Genomic DNA, 19,726 nt, shown 5'->3' on the forward strand with positions numbered 1-19,726 from the left:
CGCCTTGACCTCTCCGATTCCGAACTATCCTTAAGCGCAGGCCATCCGAATCAGGGGAGAGCCGGTACACCGGCGTGCGGGTCATCGGTAGCGTTTCAGGGTGTTTGGGGGGAAAACGGCCATTGGCGTTCGCCAATGTCTGCCAGCATCGACTGATTGATCCGGCGTCGGCTCCACGTATCGAGCGAGGTGACGACGTCATGAGTATTTTTAGCCACTTCCAAAACCGCTTCGCATCCACACAGCAGGAAGAACTCACGCTGCAAGAGTATCTCGAGCTGTGCAAACAGGATCGCAGCACCTACGCGTCTGCCGCCGAACGTCTGCTGCTGGCGATTGGCGAGCCGGAGTTGATAGACACCTCGAACAATTCGCGGCTGTCGCGAATATTTTCCAACAAGGTGATCCGTCGCTATCCGGCCTTTGAAGACTTCCATGGCATGGAAGAATGCATTGACCAGATCGTCTCCTATTTCCGCCATGCCGCCCAAGGCCTGGAAGAGAAGAAACAGATCCTCTACCTGCTCGGCCCCGTCGGCGGCGGCAAATCGTCCCTGGCGGAAAAGCTCAAACAGCTGATCGAGAAGGTGCCCTTCTACGCCATCAAGGGTTCACCCGTCTTCGAGTCCCCCCTGGGATTGTTCAACGCCACGGAAGACGGCGCGATCCTCGAAGAAGACTTCGGCATCCCGCGCCGCTACCTCAACACCATCATGTCGCCGTGGGCCACCAAGCGCCTGGCCGAGTTCGGCGGTGACATCAGCCAGTTCCGCGTGGTGAAACTCTACCCGTCCATCCTCAACCAGATCGGTGTAGCCAAGACCGAACCGGGCGACGAGAACAACCAGGACATCTCGGCGCTGGTGGGCAAGGTCGATATCCGTAAACTCGAGGAATTCCCCCAGAACGACGCCGACGCCTACAGTTACTCGGGCGCACTGTGCCGGGCCAACCAGGGCCTGATGGAGTTCGTGGAGATGTTCAAGGCGCCGATCAAGGTGCTGCACCCACTGCTCACAGCGACCCAGGAAGGTAACTACAACAGCACAGAGGGCCTGGGTGCGATTCCGTTCACCGGGATCCTGCTGGCCCACTCCAACGAATCGGAATGGCACACCTTCCGCAACAACAAGAACAACGAAGCCTTCATCGACCGGATCTACATCGTCAAGGTGCCCTACTGCCTGCGGGTCAGCGATGAAATCAAGATCTACGACAAGCTGCTGTTCAACAGCTCCCTGTCCAAGGCTCATTGCGCACCCGACACCTTGAAGATGCTCGCACAGTTCACCGTGCTGTCGCGCCTCAAGGAGCCGGAAAACTCGAATATCTACTCGAAGATGCGCGTGTACGACGGCGAAAACCTCAAGGATACCGATCCCAAGGCCAAGTCGATCCAGGAATACCGCGACACGGCCGGCGTGGATGAAGGCATGAACGGCCTGTCGACCCGCTTTGCGTTCAAGATCCTGTCCAAGGTCTTCAACTTCGACCCCCATGAGATCGCTGCGAACCCAGTGCATTTGCTCTATGTGCTGGAGCAGCAGATCGAACAGGAGCAATTCCAGGCGGAAACCCGCGAACGCTACCTGCGTTTCCTCAAGGAATACCTGGCGCCGCGCTACATCGAATTCATCGGCAAGGAAATCCAGACCGCGTACCTGGAGTCCTACAGCGAGTACGGCCAGAACATCTTCGACCGCTACGTGTTGTACGCCGACTTCTGGATTCAGGACCAGGAATACCGCGATCCGGAAACCGGCGAGATCCTCAACCGCGTAGCCCTCAACGAGGAGCTGGAAAAAATCGAGAAACCGGCTGGCATCAGCAATCCGAAGGATTTCCGTAACGAAATCGTCAACTTCGTGCTGCGCGCCCGCGCCAACAACAACGGCAAGAACCCTACCTGGCTCAGCTACGAGAAGCTGCGGGTGGTCATCGAGAAGAAAATGTTCTCCAACACCGAGGATCTGCTGCCGGTCATCAGCTTCAACGCCAAGGCCAGCAAGGAGGACCAGCAAAAACACAACGACTTCGTCACACGAATGGTCGAGCGCGGCTACACAGACAAACAGGTACGGCTGCTCTCCGAGTGGTACCTGCGGGTTCGCAAATCGCAGTAAGGCAGCGACAGGCGTACGCTGCCGGGCCTCTGGCCTGGCAGCCGACCGCTTGTCTCTAAGCTTCCAGCTCGCGGCTTGAAGCTTGTAACGTGAAGCTGCCCGGAGGGCTCCCCATGAGCTATGTGATCGACCGACGCCTCAATGGCAAGAACAAGAGCACGGTAAACCGCCAGCGTTTCCTGCGGCGTTACCGTGACCACATCAAAAAGGCCGTGGAAGAGGCCGTCAGCCGCCGTTCCATTACCGATATGGAGCATGGCGAACAAATCAGCATTCCCGGACGGGACATCGACGAACCGGTGCTGCACCACGGCCGGGGCGGCAAGCAGACTGTCGTGCACCCCGGCAACAAAGAGTTCACCACCGGCGAGCATATCCAACGCCCCCAAGGCGGCGGCGGCGGAAAAGGCCCTGGGAAGGCGGGCAACTCCGGCGAAGGCATGGACGAGTTCGTGTTCCAGATCACCCAGGAAGAATTCCTCGAATTCATGTTCGAAGACCTGGAGCTGCCCAACCTGGTCAAGCGTAACCTGACCGGCACAGACACCTTCAAGACCGTGCGCGCCGGGATCAGCAACGAGGGTAACCCGTCCCGCATCAACATCATTCGCACCCTGCGCTCGGCCCATGCCCGGCGTATCGCCCTGTCAGGCAGCAGTCGCGCCAAGCTGAAGGAAGCCAAGGACGAGTTGGCGCGCCTGAAGCGCGAAGAACCGGACAATTTCGGCGATATCCAGGAAATCGAGGCAGAAATCGAGAAACTCAGCGCACGTATTCACCGTGTGCCGTTCCTCGACACTTTTGACTTGAAATACAACCTGCTGGTCAAACAGCCCAACCCCAGTTCCAAGGCGGTGATGTTTTGCCTGATGGACGTGTCTGGCTCCATGACCCAGGCCACCAAGGACATCGCCAAACGCTTCTTTATCCTGCTGTACCTGTTCCTCAAGCGGAACTACGACAAGATCGATGTCGTGTTCATCCGCCATCACACCAGCGCCCGGGAAGTCGACGAGGAAGAGTTCTTTTATTCGCGGGAAACCGGCGGCACCATCGTCTCCAGCGCGTTGAAGCTGATGCAGGAGATCATGGCCGAGCGCTACCCGGCCAACGAGTGGAACATTTATGCCGCCCAAGCCTCGGACGGTGACAACTGGAACGACGACTCGCCCATCTGCCGCGACATCCTGATCAACCAGATCATGCCGTTCGTGCAGTACTACACTTACGTTGAAATCACCCCCCGTGAGCACCAGGCCCTGTGGTTCGAATATGAGCGCATCGGCGAAGCCTTTGCCGACACTTTCGCCCAGCAGCAACTGGTCTCGGCCGGCGATATCTACCCGGTCTTCCGTGAACTCTTCCAGCGCAGGTTAGTGACATGACCGCCAAAAAAGAGCAAAAGCGCCAACCCATTTCCACGGGGTCCGAGTGGACCTTTGAACTGATCCAGGCTTATGACCGGGAAATCAGCCGCATCGCGGCGGGTTACGCCCTGGACACTTACCCTAACCAGATCGAAGTGATCACCGCCGAACAGATGATGGATGCCTATGCGTCGGTGGGCATGCCCCTGGGCTATCACCACTGGTCCTATGGCAAACACTTCCTCAGCACTGAAAAGTCCTACACCCGAGGCCAGATGGGCCTGGCGTACGAGATCGTCATCAACTCCGACCCGTGCATCGCCTACCTGATGGAAGAAAACACCATCTGCATGCAGGCACTGGTGGTGGCGCATGCCTGTTATGGGCATAACAGCTTCTTCAAGGGCAATTACCTGTTCCGCACCTGGACGGACGCCAGTTCGATCATCGACTACTTGGTGTTCGCCAAGCAGTACATCATGCAATGCGAGGAACGCCACGGCATCGATGCGGTGGAAGACCTGCTCGATTCCTGCCATGCGCTGATGAACTACGGCGTGGACCGCTACAAACGCCCTTACCCGATCTCTGCAGAAGAAGAGCGTCTGCGCCAGAAGGAGCGCGAGGAACACCTGCAGAAACAGATCAACGACCTGTGGCGCACCATTCCCAAACGTGCCGGCAAGAACAGCGACAAGGACAATGCACGCTTCCCCGCCGAACCTCAGGAAAACATCCTGTACTTCCTGGAAAAGCACGCCCCGCTGCTGGAACCTTGGCAACGGGAAATCGTGCGCATCGTGCGCAAGATCGCGCAGTACTTTTATCCACAGCGCCAGACCCAGGTCATGAACGAAGGCTGGGCAACATTTTGGCACTACACGTTGATGAACGACCTGTACGACGAAGGCCTGGTCACAGACGGCTTCATGATGGAGTTCCTGACCTCCCACACCAGCGTGGTCTTCCAGCCTGGCTTCGACAGCCCTTACTACAACGGTATCAACCCTTATGCGCTGGGCTTTGCCATGTACCGCGACATCCGGCGCATGTGCGAGCACCCCACCGAGGAAGACCGCCGCTGGTTCCCGGAAATTGCCGGCAGCGACTGGCTGTCCACGATCAAGTTCGCCATGAGCAGCTTCAAGGATGAGAGCTTTATCCTGCAGTACCTGTCACCTCAAGTGATTCGGGACCTCAAGCTGTTCAGCATCCTCGACGACGATCTCAAGGATGACCTGGTGGTGCCCGCGATCCACGATGAACCCGGCTACCGCACCATCCGCGAAACCCTGGCCGCGCAGTACAACCTGGGCAATCGCGAACCCAATGTGCAGATCTACAGCATCGATGTACGCGGCGACCGCTCGCTGACCCTGCGTCACCAGCAGCACGACCGCAAGCCTTTGGGCGAGTCTACCGAGGAAGTGCTCAAGCACCTGCACCGGCTGTGGGGGTTCGACATCCACCTGGAAACCCTGCAAGGCGATCAGGTGATGAAGACCCATCACGTGCCACCGCGCAGCGACCATAACGACAACGACTACGGCCGCCTGGACCTGGCTGTCGTTCATCTCTGAAACAGCAAAGCCTCCACTGGCCAGGCACAGGCGGTATCCTGTGGCGCTAATGGAGGCTTTTTCATGAAAATCTACAAAGTCGGCGGTGCCGTGCGTGACCGCTTGCTGGGCATCAAGGTCACCGACATCGACCGCGTCGTCGTGGGCGCAACCGCTGAAGAGATGCAGGCCAAGGGTTTCAAGCCGGTCGGTGCAGACTTCCCGGTGTTCCTGGACCCGAAGAATGGCGACGAATACGCCCTGGCCCGCACCGAACGCAAGAGCGGCCGGGGTTATGGCGGCTTTGTGTTTCATGCCAGCCCCGAGGTTACGCTGGAAGAAGACCTGATCCGTCGCGACCTGACCATCAATGCGATGGCAGAAGACGACGACGGCAACTTGACCGACCCCTATCACGGCCAGCGCGATCTTGAAGCGCGCATTCTGCGCCACGTTTCCCCGGCGTTCGCCGAAGATCCCTTACGCGTACTTCGCGTTGCGCGCTTTGCTGCGCGTTACGCGCACCTGGGTTTCACCGTCGCGCCGCAAACGCTGGAACTGATGCGTCAGCTCAGCGAATCCGGTGAACTCGAGGCCCTGACGCCTGAGCGCAGCTGGAAGGAAATCTCACGCGCCCTGATGGAAGATCAGCCCCAGGTGTTTATCCAGGTACTGCGTGACTGCAATGCGTTGAAGACCTTGATGCCTGAAGTCGACGCACTGTTCGGCGTACCGCAACCCGAAGCCCATCACCCGGAAATCGACACCGGCATACATACCTTGAGCGTGCTGGAGCAAGCCGCCTTGCACCAGCAGCCGTTGACTGTGCGATGGGCGTGCCTGCTCCACGACTTGGGCAAGGGCACGACGCCTGTGGATAAGTTGCCGCAGCATATCGCTCACGAACATCGCGGCTTGAAGCTGATCAAGGCCGTGAACGAGCGCTTCAAGGTACCGAAAGACTGCCAGGAACTGGCATTGCTGGTGGGTCAATACCACACTCACGGCCATCGGGCGCTTGAACTGAAAGCCTCGACATTGCTGGAGTTGCTGCAGAGCTTTGATGTGTACCGTCGGCCGCAGCGCTTTGAAGAGTTTGTGGTCGCTTGCGAGATGGACGCCCGAGGCCGCAAGGGCCTGGAGCAACGAAGTTATCCACAAGCGGATTATTTGCGTGGGGCGGCGAAGGCTGCCCGCGAAGTGGCCGTTGCCCCCTTGCTGGAGAAGGGTTTCAAGGGCCCGGGGCTGGGCGAGGCGCTCAAGCGCGAACGGCTCAAGGCATTAAAAATCTACAAGGAACGCCACGCACTGTAGGAGCTGGCTTGCCGGCGATAGCGCCCCCAGGAACGCCATCGCCGTCAAACCGGATGCTTACAAGAGAGCGTTCGGCGTGAGCGGCTGGCCGTGCCACTCAAACGCGACAGGCGCCAGTACCTGGTCAATCTGCGCCTCGCGCCACAGCTCGGCCAAGGTCTTGCCCACTTCAGGGTGCACACGCTCAGGCGCCATCAACGACAACGGCCACAGCACAAACGCGTTCTTGAGGATCTCCGCGCGAGGCAGGACCAACCCATCGAAATTGCCTACCAGGTCGCCATACAGCAGCACATCGATATCCAGCGGCAGGCCCTTGCGGTCCGGCGCATAACGACCATTGTCGGCTTCGATGATTTTCAACCGACGATCCAGCTCCATCAACGGCAGGTCGGTGCAAGCCGACACCACCAGGTTGAAGAACGGCCCGCTCTTGATACCCACCGGCTGGCTTTCGAACACCGCCGAGCAACGCACATCCGTCAAGAAACTCGCCAACGCGTCCAGGCCGGCGCAGAGATGGCGCTCGCGCTCGATATTGCTGCCTAGGCCAAGGTAAACCTGAGTTAGCGACATCCGCGCTCGATCTCCACGCCCACGCCCTTGGCTGCCGGCACGGCGCCAGGCTTGGTCAACTTGAGGTGCAACCAGGGAATCTGGAATTCGCTCATCAGTACTTCGGCCAGGCGCTCGGCGAAGGTTTCCACCAATTGGTACTGGGACTGTTCGGCAAAGGCCTGGATACGGGCGGACACACTGGCATAGTCCAGCGCCAGGGTGAGGTCGTCACCGGCGGCGGCCGGGCGGTTGTCCCAGGCGAAGCTCAGGTCCAGGCGCAGGCATTGGCGGATTCCGCGCTCCCAGTCGTAGGCCCCGATCACGGTGTCGACTTCCAGGCCTTCGATAAACACTCTGTCCAAGCACTCTTCTCCGCAGCACGACAAGGGCGCAATGCCCCGTTAGAATCAGGGCGTCCTCGCCCGGAATAGTTAGCATGTTTTGGTCACTGGCGATTCTCGCCTACCTGCTCGGCTCGCTGTCCTTCGCCATTTTGCTCAGCCGCCTGACGGGAAATCCCGACCCGCGAATGAGTGGCTCAGGCAATGCCGGCGCCACCAATATGTTGCGCCTGGCCGGCAAAAAGCTCGCCGTACTGACGCTGCTGGGCGACGTGTGCAAGGGCTTGTTGCCCGTACTGATCGCCAGCCTCGCCGGCCTGACCCTGCAACAACAGGCCTGGATCGGCGTGTGCGCGGTCCTGGGCCATCTGTTTCCACTGTACTTCCGTTTTCGCGGTGGCAAAGGCGTCGCCACGGCAGCGGGCATGTTGCTGGGGATCTACCCACCGGCAGCATTGCTGGCCGTACTGGCCTGGCTACTGACGTTCTACCTGACCCGTACCAGCTCACTCGCCGCGCTGATTGCCACGCCGCTCACCCTGCCGCTATTGGCCTGGCAAGAACCGGCTGCGTTGCTGCCGATGAGCGTGCTGACCCTGTTGATCGTCTGGCGCCACCGGGGCAATTTACGCGACCTGTTTGCCGGGCGCGAACGGCATTTTTAAATACACTCGCCGAGCCCGGCTCACATTACGGCATTACAACGGCGACAACTGCTCCATCGGCCAGCGCGCCTGCACGCTGATCGCCAGGCTTTCATGCTGCCCGGCCTGCAAGCGCTGGCAACCGGCATAGGCGATCATCGCGCCATTGTCGGTGCAGAACTCCGGCCGTGCGTAGAACACATCGCCGTTCATGTCGCCGAGCATTTTTTCCAGCGATGTGCGCAAGGCCTTGTTGGCGCTGACGCCGCCTGCGATCACCAGGCGCTTCATGCCCGCCTGTTTCAAGGCGCGCTTGCACTTGATGGTCAAAGTCTCCACCACGGCCTGCTGGAACGCCAGTGCGATGTCGCAACGGGCTTGCTCACTGTCGTCCCCGGCGCTGACGCTCTGCTGCCAGGTGTTCAGTGCACTGGTCTTCAAGCCGCTGAAGCTGAACATCAGGCCCGGGCGATCACACATAGGGCGCGGGAAGGTGTAGCGGCCGGCAACACCCTTTTCGGCGAGACGGGCGATTTCCGGGCCACCCGGATAATTGAGGCCCATCATCTTCGCGGTCTTGTCGAAAGCTTCACCGGCGGCGTCATCCAGGGACTCACCCAAAAGGGTGTATTGACCGATGCCATCCACCTGAACCAACTGCGTATGGCCGCCCGAAACCAACAAAGCGACGAACGGGAACTGCGGCGGTGTTTTTTCCAGCATCGGCGCCAGTAAATGGCCTTCCATATGGTGCACACCAAGGGCTGGAATACCCCAGGCAAATGCCAGCGCCTGGGCGCAAGAGGCCCCCACCAGCAGGGCCCCGACCAATCCAGGCCCGGCAGTGTAGGCAATGGCGTCGATCTCGGTCGGCACGCAGCCGGCCTCATCCAGCACCTGGCGAATCAGGGGCAGCATGCGTTTGACGTGATCACGGCTGGCCAGCTCCGGCACCACGCCGCCATAGGCACGGTGCAGGTCGATCTGACTGAACAGCGCATCGGCCAGGAGCCCGCGTTCACTGTCGTAAAGTGCGACACCGGTTTCGTCGCAGGAGGTTTCAAGTCCCAGTACTAGCATGGGTTTGCGCCTTGTAGAGGCTGAATTCGAAGGCGCGCATAATAGTCGCCACTCCCCCTCCCGACTAGCGGTTTTCGATCAGAGGCTTTGCATTCCGGGCAATGAGGGGTTAACATCCGCAACCCTTAAAAACCGACGACCTCAGCCGCGAATTTTTTGCGACGAGAACGTTGATCCCGGTAATGAAAGAAGGTAGCTCTGGATGCCAGCCGTCAAAGTTAAAGAGAACGAACCCTTCGACGTAGCTCTGCGTCGTTTCAAGCGCTCCTGCGAAAAAGCCGGTGTACTGGCTGAAGTTCGTAGCCGCGAATTTTACGAGAAGCCTACTTCTGAGCGTAAGCGTAAAGCAGCAGCCGCTGTTAAGCGTCACGCCAAGAAAGTTCAGCGCGAACAGCGCCGCGCCGTTCGTCTGTACTAATACACAGACGTTCGTAGCAAGCTTCTGCCAAGCCCGGCCCTCAGCCGGGCTATTGGCATTTGCGGATATCGCTTGATGCTTCACTGTCGACGCCGCACACGCGACCAAGACAACTGCTTCACACGTCAGGACTGGCTCTTTTGCCAGCGGTGCACGTCTCTTCTGACGAGCCTATCAAGGCTACTGACGAGCACACTCATTCTGCAAACAGGCGACCCACTGTGTCGGCTGTGCCCACCGAGGCGTTTCCGAGGCCCATCACTGGCCAATACCGGACGCCGGGCAACATTTCAACACCGAAGGCTGATCAGAAACTAACGTCAGTGAATATTCGGCAGATACACTTCCGTACAACCCATGCAGTCGCTAGCTGTTCAAGCACTCGATACGCGCGCTTGAACACTTCACGGGCCCTCATTTACACGCAGTGATGACGAGAACGCCATGGCCGGGCTGATTCCCCAGAGCTTTATTGACGACCTTCTGAACCGCACCGACATCGTCGATGTTGTCAGCTCGCGCGTGCAAATGAAGAAGGCTGGCAAGAACTACACCGCCTGCTGCCCGTTTCACAAGGAAAAGACCCCGTCGTTCAGCGTCAGCCCCGACAAGCAGTTCTATTACTGCTTCGGCTGCGGCGCAGGCGGCAATGCCCTCGGCTTCATCATGGACCACGACAACCTGGACTTCCCCCAGGCTGTCGAGGAACTGGCAAAAGCCGCCGGCATGGAAATCCCCCGCGAAGAAAGTGGCCGCCCGCATAAACCTCGGCAACCCACGGATTCGCCGCTGTACCCGCTGCTGACTGCCGCTGCCGAGTTTTACCGCCAGGCACTTAAAAGCCATCCGCAGCGCAAGGCCGCCGTCGACTACCTCAAGGGCCGCGGCCTCACCGGTGAGATCGCCCGCGACTTCGGGCTGGGGTTCGCCCCGCCCGGCTGGGACAACCTGTACAAGCACCTGAGCAGCGACACCCTCCAGCAGAAAGCCATGATCGATGCCGGCCTGCTGGTGGAAAACGCCGAAACCGGCAAGCGCTACGACCGCTTCCGCGACCGCGTGATGTTCCCGATTCGCGACAGCCGGGGCCGCATCATCGCCTTCGGCGGCCGCGTGCTGGGGGACGACAAGCCCAAGTACCTGAACTCGCCGGAAACGCCAGTGTTCCACAAAGGCCAGGAACTCTATGGCCTGTTCGAGGCGCGCAAGAACAATCGCAACCTCGACGAGATCATCGTGGTTGAAGGCTATATGGACGTGATCGCACTTGCCCAGCAGGGCCTGCGCAACGCCGTGGCCACCCTCGGGACCGCCACCAGCGAAGAACACATGAAACGCCTGTTCCGCGTGGTGCCCAGCGTACTGTTCTGCTTCGACGGCGACCAGGCTGGCCGCAACGCCGCCTGGCGCGCACTTGAGGCCACGCTGTCGAGCCTGCAGGACGGGCGTCGCGCACGCTTCCTGTTCCTGCCCGAAGGCGAAGACCCGGACACCCTGGTGCGCTCCGAAGGCACCGACGCGTTTCGCGCGCGCATCAATCAACATGCACAGCCGCTGGCAGACTATTTTTTCCAGCAACTGACCGAAGAAGCCGACCCGCGCTCCCTCGAAGGCAAGGCCCACATGGCCACCCTCGCCGCACCGCTGATCGACAAAGTACCCGGCGCCAACCTGAAATCACTGATGCGCATGCGCCTGCTGGAAATCACCGGGCTAAGCGGTGAAGCCGTCAGCCAGCTGGTGCACAACACACCCCATGATGCGGCGCCACCGGCCTACGACCCAGGCATGGATTACGACGCCATGCCGGACTACTCCGACTTCCACCAACCGCAGGAGGCCTACGCGCCCCAGCAGGCGTGGACACCGAAGAAGCCCGGCGCCGGCGGCAAGAAATGGGACAAGAAACCCTGGAGCAAGAACGGCAAGCGCGGTGACAGTGACGAGGCCTATGCCCCACGCACCCCGGTTGCCGTGGAAGCGCCCACATTGATTGCGCTGCGTACGCTCATCCACCACCCGCAACTGGCGGAAAAGGTCGAGAGCGCCGATCACTTTGCCAACGAGAGCAATACCTACGCACAGGTGCTGATCGCCTTGATCGAGGCGGTCCAGAAAAATCCTAAGCTAAACTCAATTCAGTTGATGGCGCGTTGGCATGGCACCGAACAAGGCCGGTTATTGAAAGCACTCGCAGAAAAGGAGTGGCTAATTGACGGCGATAACCTTGAACAACAGTTTTTAGACACCATTACTAGGTTATCCGCGGGTCAGCACACGCAGACCCTCGATGAACTTATCAAGAGAGCAAGGCAGCCGGGATTGACGGCTGAAGAGCAAATTCAGATAGCAAAACAGATGCGCGACCTCTTAAAACAGAATGTTTCCGCATCAAACCCGACCTCAGCTGGCGTGTGAGGTCATAGCTCGGGTATAATCCTCGGCTTGTTTTTTGCCCGCCAAGACCTTCAGTGGATAGGGTGTTATGTCCGGAAAAGCGCAACAGCAGTCTCGTATCAAAGAGTTGATCGTTCTCGGTCGTGAGCAGGGTTACCTGACTTACGCGGAGGTCAACGACCACCTGCCTGAGGATATTTCAGATCCAGAGCAGGTGGAAGACATCATCCGCATGATTAACGACATGGGGATCAACGTATTCGAAGCTGCGCCAGATAAGGATTCCCTTATGCTGGCGGACGCCGATACCGACGAGGCTGCCGCTGAAGAAGCTGCTGCCGCGCTGGCTGCTGTGGAGACCGATATCGGTCGTACCACCGACCCTGTGCGCATGTATATGCGTGAAATGGGTACCGTCGAGCTGCTGACACGCGAAGGCGAAATCGAAATCGCCAAGCGTATCGAAGAGGGCATCCGTGAAGTGATGGGCGCAATCGCGCACTTCCCTGGCACGGTTGACCATATTCTCTCCGAGTACACCCGCGTCACCACCGAAGGTGGTCGCCTGTCCGACGTCCTGAGTGGCTACATCGACCCGGACGACGGCATCGCGCCGCCTGCCGCCGAAGTGCCGCCGCCTGTCGATGCCAAGGCTGCGAAAGCGGACGACGACTCTGAAGACGACGATGCTGAAGCCAGCGGCGACGATGAAGATGAAGTCGAAAGCGGTCCAGACCCGATCATCGCTGCCCAGCGTTTCGGTGCGGTTTCCGATCAAATGGAAATCACCCGCAAGGCCCTGAAAAAGCACGGTCGCGGCAACAAGCAGGCGATTGCCGAGCTGTTGGCCCTGGCTGAGCTGTTCATGCCGATCAAGCTGGTACCGAAGCAATTCGAAGGCCTGGTCGAGCGTGTTCGCAGCGCCCTTGAGCGTCTGCGTGCACAAGAGCGTGCGATCATGCAGCTCTGTGTCCGTGATGCGCGCATGCCGCGTGCCGACTTCCTGCGCCAGTTCCCAGGCAACGAAGTAGACGAAAGCTGGACCGACGCACTGGCCAAGGGCAAGGCGAAATACGCCGAAGCCATTGGTCGCCTGCAGCCCGACATCATCCGCTGCCAGCAAAAGCTGACCGCGCTTGAGACCGAGACCGGTCTGACGATTGCCGAGATCAAGGACATCAACCGTCGCATGTCGATCGGTGAGGCCAAGGCCCGCCGCGCGAAGAAAGAGATGGTTGAAGCCAACTTGCGTCTGGTGATCTCCATCGCCAAGAAGTACACCAACCGTGGCCTGCAATTCCTCGATCTGATCCAGGAAGGCAACATCGGCTTGATGAAGGCTGTGGACAAGTTCGAATACCGTCGCGGTTACAAGTTCTCGACGTATGCCACCTGGTGGATCCGTCAGGCGATCACTCGCTCGATCGCCGACCAGGCCCGCACCATCCGTATTCCGGTGCACATGATCGAGACGATCAACAAGCTCAACCGTATTTCCCGGCAGATGTTGCAGGAAATGGGTCGTGAACCGACTCCGGAAGAGTTGGGCGAACGCATGGAAATGCCTGAGGATAAAATCCGCAAGGTATTGAAGATCGCTAAAGAGCCGATCTCCATGGAAACCCCGATCGGTGATGACGAAGACTCCCATCTGGGTGACTTCATCGAAGACTCGACCATGCAGTCGCCAATCGATGTCGCCACTGTTGAGAGCCTTAAAGAAGCGACTCGTGACGTACTCTCCGGCCTCACTGCCCGTGAAGCCAAGGTACTGCGCATGCGTTTCGGCATCGACATGAATACCGACCACACCCTTGAGGAAGTCGGTAAGCAGTTTGACGTAACCCGCGAGCGGATCCGTCAGATCGAAGCCAAGGCGCTGCGCAAGTTGCGCCACCCGACGCGAAGCGAGCATCTGCGCTCCTTCCTCGACGAGTGACACCAGAACCCCCGGCCCAGGCCGGGGGTTTTGTTTTGTATAGATAAAATCCCTCGCAACGCCCCTCCCCCGCAATGCCCGTCTACACTCGAACCATTCCCCGTGCCATAACGAGACCGTTATGCCCAGATTGCCGACTGTGTTACTGCTGTCGCTGCTGACCTGGACCGCAACGGCTGGCGCGTTGACTCTCAGCGATGATGAGCGTGGCTGGCTGGCGGACCATCAGGAGTTGCGCCTGGGGGTGGACGCGTCGTGGCCACCCTTTGAATACCGTGACGACGAGGGCCGCTACCAAGGCTTGGCGGCCGACTACGTGCGCCTGATCCAGGACCGCCTTGGCGTGCGCGTCAAGCTGATCGAGCCGCAGAACTGGAGCGCCGTACTCGAGCAGGCGCGGAACAACCAGCTCGACCTGCTGCCCGGCGTCATGTCCACGCCGGAGCGCCAGGGCTACATGGCGTTCACGCGCCCGTACCTCGACTTCCCCATCGTTATCCTGGCTCATGAAGGCGGCGCCAAACCGCGCAACCTGAAGGACCTCTACGGCTTGAAGATTGCCGTGGTCGAAAACTACGCCCCCCATGAACTGCTGCGCACTCATCATCCCGACCTCAACCTGGTGGCCATGCCGAATGTGAGTTCGACGCTGCAAGCCCTGGCCACGGATGAAGTCGATGCGGTGGTCGGCGATCTGGCCTCGAGCGTGTGGAGCCTGCGCCAACTCAAGCTCGACGGCTTGTACGTCAGCGGCGAAACCCCCTACCGCTATCAACTGGCGATGGGTGTACCGCGCGACAATAAAATGCTGGTGGGCATCCTCGACAAGGTATTGGCCGACCTGAGCCCACAGGAAACCGACGCGATCCAGCAACACTGGGTCGGCAGCTTTACCGACCACCGCACCTTCTGGACAGACCTGCTGATGTACGGCCTGCCCGCGGTGCTCTTGCTGAGCACCGTACTGGCCGTAGTGATTCGGATCAATCGCCGGCTCAGCTCGGAAATCTCCCGCCGCGTCGCCCTGGAACAGGAACTGCGCAGCAGCGAATACCACTATCGCGGCCTGGTGGAGAGCCTGTCCGCCATCGCCTGGGAAGCCAGTGTCAGTGATTTCACCTACAGCTACGTGTCGCCACATGCCGAGGAATTACTCGGCTATCCTCGCGCGCACTGGCTGATTCCAGGCTTCTGGCGCAACATCATTCACCCCGCCGACCTGACCCGCACCGAAGCCTATTGCTACCGCGAGACCCGCGCCAACCGTGATCACAGCATCGATTACCGCGTGATCACCGCCGATGGCCGCTGCCTGTGGGTGCGTGACATCGTCAGCCTCATCGAACACGGGCATGAGCCGGTACTGCGCGGCTTGATGATCGATATCAGCGAGGCCAAGCGTACTGAAGAAGCCTTGCAGCTGTCCGAGCAGAAATTCGCCTCTGTGTTCCAGCAATGCCCGGACATGCTGGTGATCGCACGCCTGTCCGACGGCTGCCTGCTGGAGGTGAACAAAGCGTTCGAGGACCAGATTGGCTTGAAGGCCGAAGAGGTGGTGGGCAAGACCGCCACCGAACTCAACATCTGGGGCATTGAAGGCGTGGGTCCCGACCTGCTGCAACGGGTGCAGACCACCAGCATCCGCAACCTGGAAATGCCGTTTCTGCGCAGTAACGGCCAAGCGTTCACCGGGTTGATTTCCGCCGAGCCGTTTCAACTCGATACCACGGAAGCCATCGTCGTGGTGGTGCGTGACATCACCCAGCTCAAGGCAACCCAACAGCAACTGCAAACCTCCGAAGAGAAATTCGCCAAGGCCTTCCACGCCTCCCCTGACGGCTTGTTGCTGAGCCGACAGCGCGATGGCCTGTTGATTGAAGTGAACGATGGCTTCAGTCGGATCACCGGTTTCAACAGCGCGGCATCCCTCGACCAATCGACACTGGAGATGGGCATCTGGGTCGACCTCAATGAACGCAAACACATGCTGGAACTGATGCAGCGCGATGGTTTTGTGCGCGACTTCGTCTGCCATATACGCCGCAGTGATGGCCAGATCCGTCTGTGCGAACTGTCCAGCCGTCCACTGCCGATCGGCGACGACGACTGTATGCTGACCATCGCGCGGGACATCACCGAGCGCCAGCTGATGCAGGAGAAACTGCAACAGGCCGCTACCGTGTTCGAAAGCACGGCCGAAGGCGTATTGATTACCGACACCCGGCAGAACATCAGCGCGGTCAACCGTGCCTTCAGCGAGATCACCGGATACAGCGAGGCCGAAGCCCTCGGCCAGACCCCGCGCCTGCTCGCCTCCGGCCTGCATGACAGCGCCTTCTACGCCGCCATGTGGCACCAGTTGACCGCGCAAGGTCACTGGCAGGGCGAGATATCAAACCGGCGCAAGAACGGCGAGCTGTACCCCAGTTGGCTAACCATCAGCGCCGTGCGCAACCGCGACCAGTTGATCACGCACTTTGTCGCCGTGTTCGCCGACATCTCCAGCCTCAAGCTGGCCCAGGCTCGCCTCGACTACCAGGCACACCACGATCCATTGACCGGCCTGCCCAACCGCACGCTGTTCGAAAGCCGACTGCAAGCGGCCCTCAACGGGCACCAGGAAACCGGCAAGCAAGGCGCCGTGCTGTTTCTTGACCTCGACCGCTTCAAACACATCAATGACAGCCTCGGCCACCCGATCGGCGACCTGCTGCTCAAAGACATCGCCGTGCGCCTCAAGGAACAACTGCGTGACATCGACACCGTCGCGCGCTTGGGCGGCGATGAATTCATCATCCTGCTGCCCGGCCTGCAACACGCCAGCGACGCCCAGTACCTGGCCAATAAACTGCTGGCCTGCTTCACCCCGCCGTTCCAGGCGGGTGAGCACGAGTTCTTTATCAGCGCCAGCATCGGCACCAGCCTGTACCCCCAGGACGGCACCGACGTCGCCACCCTGGTCAAAAATGCCGACGCCGCGATGTACCGCTCTAAAGCCAAGGGGCGCAACCGGGTCGAAAGCTATACCCGCGACCTCACCGCCCAAGCCAACGAACGCGTGGCACTCGAACATGAACTGCGCCGCGCCATCGAGCGCAACGAACTGAGCCTGTATTACCAGCCAAAACTGAGCCTGGAAACCCAGGAACTGATCGGTGCCGAAGCGCTGATCCGCTGGCGCCACCCCACGTTCGGCGACGTGCCCCCCGAGCACTTCATTGCCTTGGCCGAAGAAAACGGCATGATCCTGCAGATTGGCGACTGGGTGCTGGAACACGCCTGCCGGCAACTGCACGCCTGGCAAGGCACCTTTGACGATTTCGGCCCACTGTCGGTCAACCTGGCCGGCGCCCAACTGCGCCATCCCGGCTTGCTGGGTCGCATCGAACAGCTACTGCGCGACTACCGGCTCGAACCAGGCCGCCTGCAACTGGAGATCACCGAAAACTTCATCATGAGCCAGGCCGAGGAAGCGCTCGAGGTCCTGCACCAACTCAAGGACCTGGGCGTACAACTGGCAATCGATGATTTCGGCACTGGCTACTCATCCCTCAGCTACCTCAAGCGCCTGCCGCTGGACTTCCTCAAGATCGACCAGTCCTTCGTCCGCGGCCTGCCCGACGACCCCCACGACGCCGCCATCGTGCGCGCCATCATTGCCCTGGGCCACAGCATGCAATTCACCATCATCGCCGAGGGTGTGGAAAACCCCGCACAGCAAGCCTTCCTGGCTGCCGAAGGCTGCGAACAGATGCAGGGCTACATTGTCAGCCTACCGTTACCACCGGAGCTTTTCGCCGCGACATTTCTTCGTATGCGCATTGAGGACTTTTCGGATAGCACAGCGAGGAAACCATCGTTATAATCCGCGACCTGTTACAGGGCCTATAGCTCAGTTGGTCAGAGCAGAGGACTCATAATCCTTTGGTCCACGGTTCAAGTCCGTGTGGGCCCACCAAACAAGAAAGCCGCGCATTGCGCGGCTTTTGCGTGTCTGGCAGCCTCATTTCGCAAACAACTGCCCAATATCCCTGAATGCCTTGAACTCCAGCGCGTTCCCGCACGGATCGAACAGAAACAACGTCGCCTGCTCCCCCACCTGCCCCTTGAAGCGAATGTGCGGCTCCAGCACAAAGCGGGTTTGCCTGGCCTGCAAGCGTTCCGCCAAGGCATGCCAATCTTCCCAGCCGAGCACCACGCCAAAATGCGGCACCGGTACATCGTGGCCGTCTACGGCATTGGTGTGGGCAGCCTCCTGGGAGGCGGTTTTCGGATGTTCGTGAATGACCAACTGGTGCCCGAAGAAATTGAAGTCGACCCAGTGCTCACTGGAACGCCCCTCCTCCAGGCCAAACACTTCACCGTAGAAATGCCGCGCAGCGGCCAGGTCGAATACCGGAATTGCCAGGTGAAAAGGAGCGAGTGTCATCAGGTCAAACCTCTATGGGCATTAAGTGACCCGAGTTTAGCCTTGCTCCTGACGATGAAAAGACGATAGTTTTTGCGCCGAGCTCAAATTATTTCGATCAATCGAGACGCCCATGTTGCGCGAACTGAAGACCTTTATCGCAGTAACCCGTCACGGCACGTTCGCGGCGGCGGGCATGCATATCGGGCTGACGCAGTCGGCAGTCAGTGCGCAGATTCGTCAATTGGAGCAGACGCTCGGCGTGCAGTTGTTCGACCGTACCGGACGGCAGGCCACGTTGAACGCCGCGGGGTTGCGAGCCTTGCCATTGGCCAGGGAGATTCTGGACACGTTCAATCGCATGGCGGTGCCGGTGGATGCCAACGAGTACCGGGGCGAACTGAAAGTGGGTGCCATTACCACCGCGCAAACCGGCCTGTTGCCCCAGGCGCTGGTGCGTTTGCGCCAGGCGGCCCCGACGGTGGAGTGCAAGCTCATACCCGGTGTATCCCTGGAGCTGTTGAGCCGGGTGGACGCCGGTGAACTGGATTCGGCGATCATTATTCGGCCGCCCTTTGACCTGCCCAAGGAGTTGCACGTACAGCTGCTGCGCAAGGAGCCGTTTGCGCTGATTGTGCCTCATGCAACGATGGGCGATGACCCTTTGCGCTTGCTCGCGACACAGCCCCATGTGCGCTATGACCGGGCTTCATTTGGCGGTCGGTTGGTCAGCCGATTCCTGCGCGAACAGAAGCTTGAGGTCCAGGTGGCGCTGGAACTGGATGAGCTGGAAGCCATCGTCAAGATGGTCGAGTGTGGCCTGGGCGTTTCGCTGATTCCCCAGGCGGGGTTGTGGCTGGAACGCTCGCCAAATGTGCGAATTATCCCTCTGGGCAATCAGACTTTTTACCGAGACATCATCCTGCTCAGTCGCTACAGCCAACGGCATCTCCCCGTACCGCAACTGTTTACCCGCTGCCTGCTCGCCGACGCCAGCCTGTAAGATGCCTGCACATTGCCGCCCTATCGGAGCCCTCGCCTTGCCCGCCCTCGACGAAATCGATCGCCAACTGATCGCCGCCCTGCAGATCAATGCCCGCGAAAGCGTGGCCATGCTTGCCCGACAGTTGGGTATCGCACGCACCACGGTGACATCACGCCTGGCGCGCCTGGAAAAAACCCAGGTGATTACCGGCTATGGCGTGCGCCTCGGCCAGCGCGTGGTGGAAGGTGGTTTGCAGGCGTATGTCGGCATCACCGTGCAGGCACGTTCGGGCAAGGAAGTGCTGCGCCGGCTCAGCGCCATGGCCCAGGTGCAGCAGTTGTGCGCGGTCAGCGGCGAGTTCGATTACGTCGCATGGCTACGCACGGACTCACCCGAACAGTTGGACCAATTGCTGGACCAGATCGGCAGCGTGGACGGCGTGGAGAAAACCACGACTTCGATCATCCTCAGTAACAAACTGGACCGCGGACAGCCAATTTGACCGCCATGTTCGTCACACTGACTAAAAACAGTTCAATCCGACGACATTTTGTGTCTTATTAACGAACGCTACGCTCCCTAAACTGGCTGCC

Annotated in this window: 15 protein-coding genes and 1 tRNA gene; 12 read left to right on the forward strand and 4 right to left on the reverse strand. The window is 59.7% G+C overall.

What is annotated here, in order from left to right:
* The first annotated feature begins 200 nt into the window (after nucleotides 1-200).
* The 4 genes from ATH90_RS26025 to ATH90_RS26040 all read left to right on the forward strand — a co-directional run bounded on the left by ATH90_RS26025 (nucleotide 201) and on the right by ATH90_RS26040 (nucleotide 6,363).
* On the forward strand, nucleotides 201-2,123 hold the full coding sequence (locus ATH90_RS26025) for a PrkA family serine protein kinase (RefSeq protein WP_034109656.1): 1,923 nt from the start codon (nucleotides 201-203) through the stop codon (nucleotides 2,121-2,123).
* A gap of 113 nt (nucleotides 2,124-2,236) precedes the next feature.
* Nucleotides 2,237-3,508, forward strand: a complete 1,272-nt coding sequence (locus ATH90_RS26030; protein ID WP_034109658.1) for a YeaH/YhbH family protein — start codon at nucleotides 2,237-2,239, stop codon at nucleotides 3,506-3,508.
* Nucleotides 3,505-5,070 (forward strand): SpoVR family protein, encoded by a 1,566-nt coding sequence (locus tag ATH90_RS26035; protein ID WP_034109660.1) that lies wholly within the window; start codon nucleotides 3,505-3,507, stop codon nucleotides 5,068-5,070. The genes ATH90_RS26030 and ATH90_RS26035 overlap by 4 nt, the downstream gene beginning before the upstream one ends.
* Before the next feature lie 63 nt (nucleotides 5,071-5,133).
* Nucleotides 5,134-6,363: a multifunctional CCA addition/repair protein gene (locus tag ATH90_RS26040; protein ID WP_098467463.1), complete on the forward strand. Its 1,230-nt coding sequence runs from the start codon at nucleotides 5,134-5,136 to the stop codon at nucleotides 6,361-6,363.
* Nucleotides 6,364-6,420: 57 nt separating this feature from the next.
* Here ATH90_RS26040 and folK read toward each other — a convergent pair whose 3' ends face one another.
* Nucleotides 6,421-6,939, reverse strand: coding sequence for a 2-amino-4-hydroxy-6-hydroxymethyldihydropteridine diphosphokinase (gene folK / locus ATH90_RS26045; RefSeq protein ID WP_098467464.1), 519 nt, complete (start codon nucleotides 6,937-6,939; stop codon nucleotides 6,421-6,423).
* Complete coding sequence (gene folB, locus ATH90_RS26050) at nucleotides 6,930-7,283, reverse strand: dihydroneopterin aldolase (RefSeq protein ID WP_015886183.1); 354 nt, start codon at nucleotides 7,281-7,283, stop codon at nucleotides 6,930-6,932. The genes folK and folB overlap by 10 nt, the downstream gene beginning before the upstream one ends.
* A 74-nt stretch (nucleotides 7,284-7,357) precedes the next feature.
* On the opposite strand from folB, the gene plsY reads away from it, so the two are divergent.
* Nucleotides 7,358-7,927: a glycerol-3-phosphate 1-O-acyltransferase PlsY gene (gene plsY, locus ATH90_RS26055; RefSeq protein ID WP_025857033.1), complete on the forward strand. Its 570-nt coding sequence runs from the start codon at nucleotides 7,358-7,360 to the stop codon at nucleotides 7,925-7,927.
* Between the two features lie 33 nt (nucleotides 7,928-7,960).
* Here the strand turns inward: plsY and tsaD are convergent, their stop codons facing one another.
* Nucleotides 7,961-8,986 carry a tRNA (adenosine(37)-N6)-threonylcarbamoyltransferase complex transferase subunit TsaD gene (tsaD, locus tag ATH90_RS26060; RefSeq protein WP_034109665.1) on the reverse strand — a complete coding sequence of 342 codons (1,026 nt, stop codon included), beginning with the start codon at nucleotides 8,984-8,986 and terminating at the stop codon, nucleotides 7,961-7,963.
* A gap of 202 nt (nucleotides 8,987-9,188) precedes the next feature.
* Here tsaD and rpsU point away from each other — a divergent pair, with 202 nt between their 5' ends.
* The 5 genes from rpsU (at nucleotide 9,189) to ATH90_RS26085 (ending at nucleotide 17,698) form a co-directional block, all read left to right on the forward strand.
* Nucleotides 9,189-9,404 carry a 30S ribosomal protein S21 gene (rpsU, locus tag ATH90_RS26065; RefSeq protein WP_002551877.1) on the forward strand — a complete coding sequence of 72 codons (216 nt, stop codon included), beginning with the start codon at nucleotides 9,189-9,191 and terminating at the stop codon, nucleotides 9,402-9,404.
* A gap of 444 nt (nucleotides 9,405-9,848) precedes the next feature.
* Nucleotides 9,849-11,822, forward strand: coding sequence for a DNA primase (gene dnaG, locus ATH90_RS26070; protein WP_098467465.1), 1,974 nt, complete (start codon nucleotides 9,849-9,851; stop codon nucleotides 11,820-11,822).
* A 67-nt stretch (nucleotides 11,823-11,889) separates the two neighbouring features.
* Nucleotides 11,890-13,740 carry an RNA polymerase sigma factor RpoD gene (rpoD, locus tag ATH90_RS26075; protein WP_034109669.1) on the forward strand — a complete coding sequence of 617 codons (1,851 nt, stop codon included), beginning with the start codon at nucleotides 11,890-11,892 and terminating at the stop codon, nucleotides 13,738-13,740.
* Nucleotides 13,741-13,861: 121 nt separating this feature from the next.
* On the forward strand, nucleotides 13,862-17,605 hold the full coding sequence (locus tag ATH90_RS26080) for a bifunctional diguanylate cyclase/phosphodiesterase (protein ID WP_098467466.1): 3,744 nt from the start codon (nucleotides 13,862-13,864) through the stop codon (nucleotides 17,603-17,605).
* 16 nt (nucleotides 17,606-17,621) lie between these two features.
* A tRNA-Ile gene (locus tag ATH90_RS26085) sits at nucleotides 17,622-17,698 on the forward strand.
* A gap of 45 nt (nucleotides 17,699-17,743) precedes the next feature.
* Here ATH90_RS26085 and ATH90_RS26090 read toward each other — a convergent pair.
* Complete coding sequence (locus tag ATH90_RS26090; protein ID WP_034109673.1) at nucleotides 17,744-18,169, reverse strand: VOC family protein; 426 nt, start codon at nucleotides 18,167-18,169, stop codon at nucleotides 17,744-17,746.
* Nucleotides 18,170-18,281: 112 nt separating this feature from the next.
* On the opposite strand from ATH90_RS26090, the gene ATH90_RS26095 reads away from it, so the two are divergent.
* On the forward strand, nucleotides 18,282-19,151 hold the full coding sequence (locus ATH90_RS26095; protein ID WP_098467467.1) for a LysR family transcriptional regulator: 870 nt from the start codon (nucleotides 18,282-18,284) through the stop codon (nucleotides 19,149-19,151).
* 37 nt (nucleotides 19,152-19,188) lie between these two features.
* A complete protein-coding gene (locus ATH90_RS26100; RefSeq protein WP_034109677.1) occupies nucleotides 19,189-19,635 on the forward strand; it encodes an Lrp/AsnC family transcriptional regulator in 447 nt (148 codons plus the stop codon).
* Nucleotides 19,636-19,726 lie beyond the last annotated feature (91 nt).

It is taken from the genome of Pseudomonas lurida, from assembly GCF_002563895.1.
In the GTDB taxonomy this organism is placed as follows: Bacteria; Pseudomonadota; Gammaproteobacteria; order Pseudomonadales; family Pseudomonadaceae; genus Aquipseudomonas; species Aquipseudomonas lurida.

What these genes read in the sequence shown, in the direction of transcription:
- ATH90_RS26095 (WP_098467467.1), top strand. Translation starts at nt 18,282, where the DNA reads ATGTTGCGCGAACTGAAGACCTTTATCGCAGTAACCCGTCACGGCACG.
- tsaD (WP_034109665.1), bottom strand. Translation starts at nt 8,986, where the DNA reads ATGCTAGTACTGGGACTTGAAACCTCCTGCGACGAAACCGGTGTCGCA.
- ATH90_RS26030 (WP_034109658.1), top strand. Translation starts at nt 2,237, where the DNA reads ATGAGCTATGTGATCGACCGACGCCTCAATGGCAAGAACAAGAGCACG.
- ATH90_RS26025 (WP_034109656.1), top strand. Translation starts at nt 201, where the DNA reads ATGAGTATTTTTAGCCACTTCCAAAACCGCTTCGCATCCACACAGCAG.
- rpoD (WP_034109669.1), top strand. Translation starts at nt 11,890, where the DNA reads ATGTCCGGAAAAGCGCAACAGCAGTCTCGTATCAAAGAGTTGATCGTT.
- ATH90_RS26090 (WP_034109673.1), bottom strand. Translation starts at nt 18,169, where the DNA reads ATGACACTCGCTCCTTTTCACCTGGCAATTCCGGTATTCGACCTGGCC.
- ATH90_RS26080 (WP_098467466.1), top strand. Translation starts at nt 13,862, where the DNA reads ATGCCCAGATTGCCGACTGTGTTACTGCTGTCGCTGCTGACCTGGACC.
- ATH90_RS26040 (WP_098467463.1), top strand. Translation starts at nt 5,134, where the DNA reads ATGAAAATCTACAAAGTCGGCGGTGCCGTGCGTGACCGCTTGCTGGGC.
- ATH90_RS26035 (WP_034109660.1), top strand. Translation starts at nt 3,505, where the DNA reads ATGACCGCCAAAAAAGAGCAAAAGCGCCAACCCATTTCCACGGGGTCC.
- dnaG (WP_098467465.1), top strand. Translation starts at nt 9,849, where the DNA reads ATGGCCGGGCTGATTCCCCAGAGCTTTATTGACGACCTTCTGAACCGC.
- rpsU (WP_002551877.1), top strand. Translation starts at nt 9,189, where the DNA reads ATGCCAGCCGTCAAAGTTAAAGAGAACGAACCCTTCGACGTAGCTCTG.
- plsY (WP_025857033.1), top strand. Translation starts at nt 7,358, where the DNA reads ATGTTTTGGTCACTGGCGATTCTCGCCTACCTGCTCGGCTCGCTGTCC.
- folK (WP_098467464.1), bottom strand. Translation starts at nt 6,939, where the DNA reads ATGTCGCTAACTCAGGTTTACCTTGGCCTAGGCAGCAATATCGAGCGC.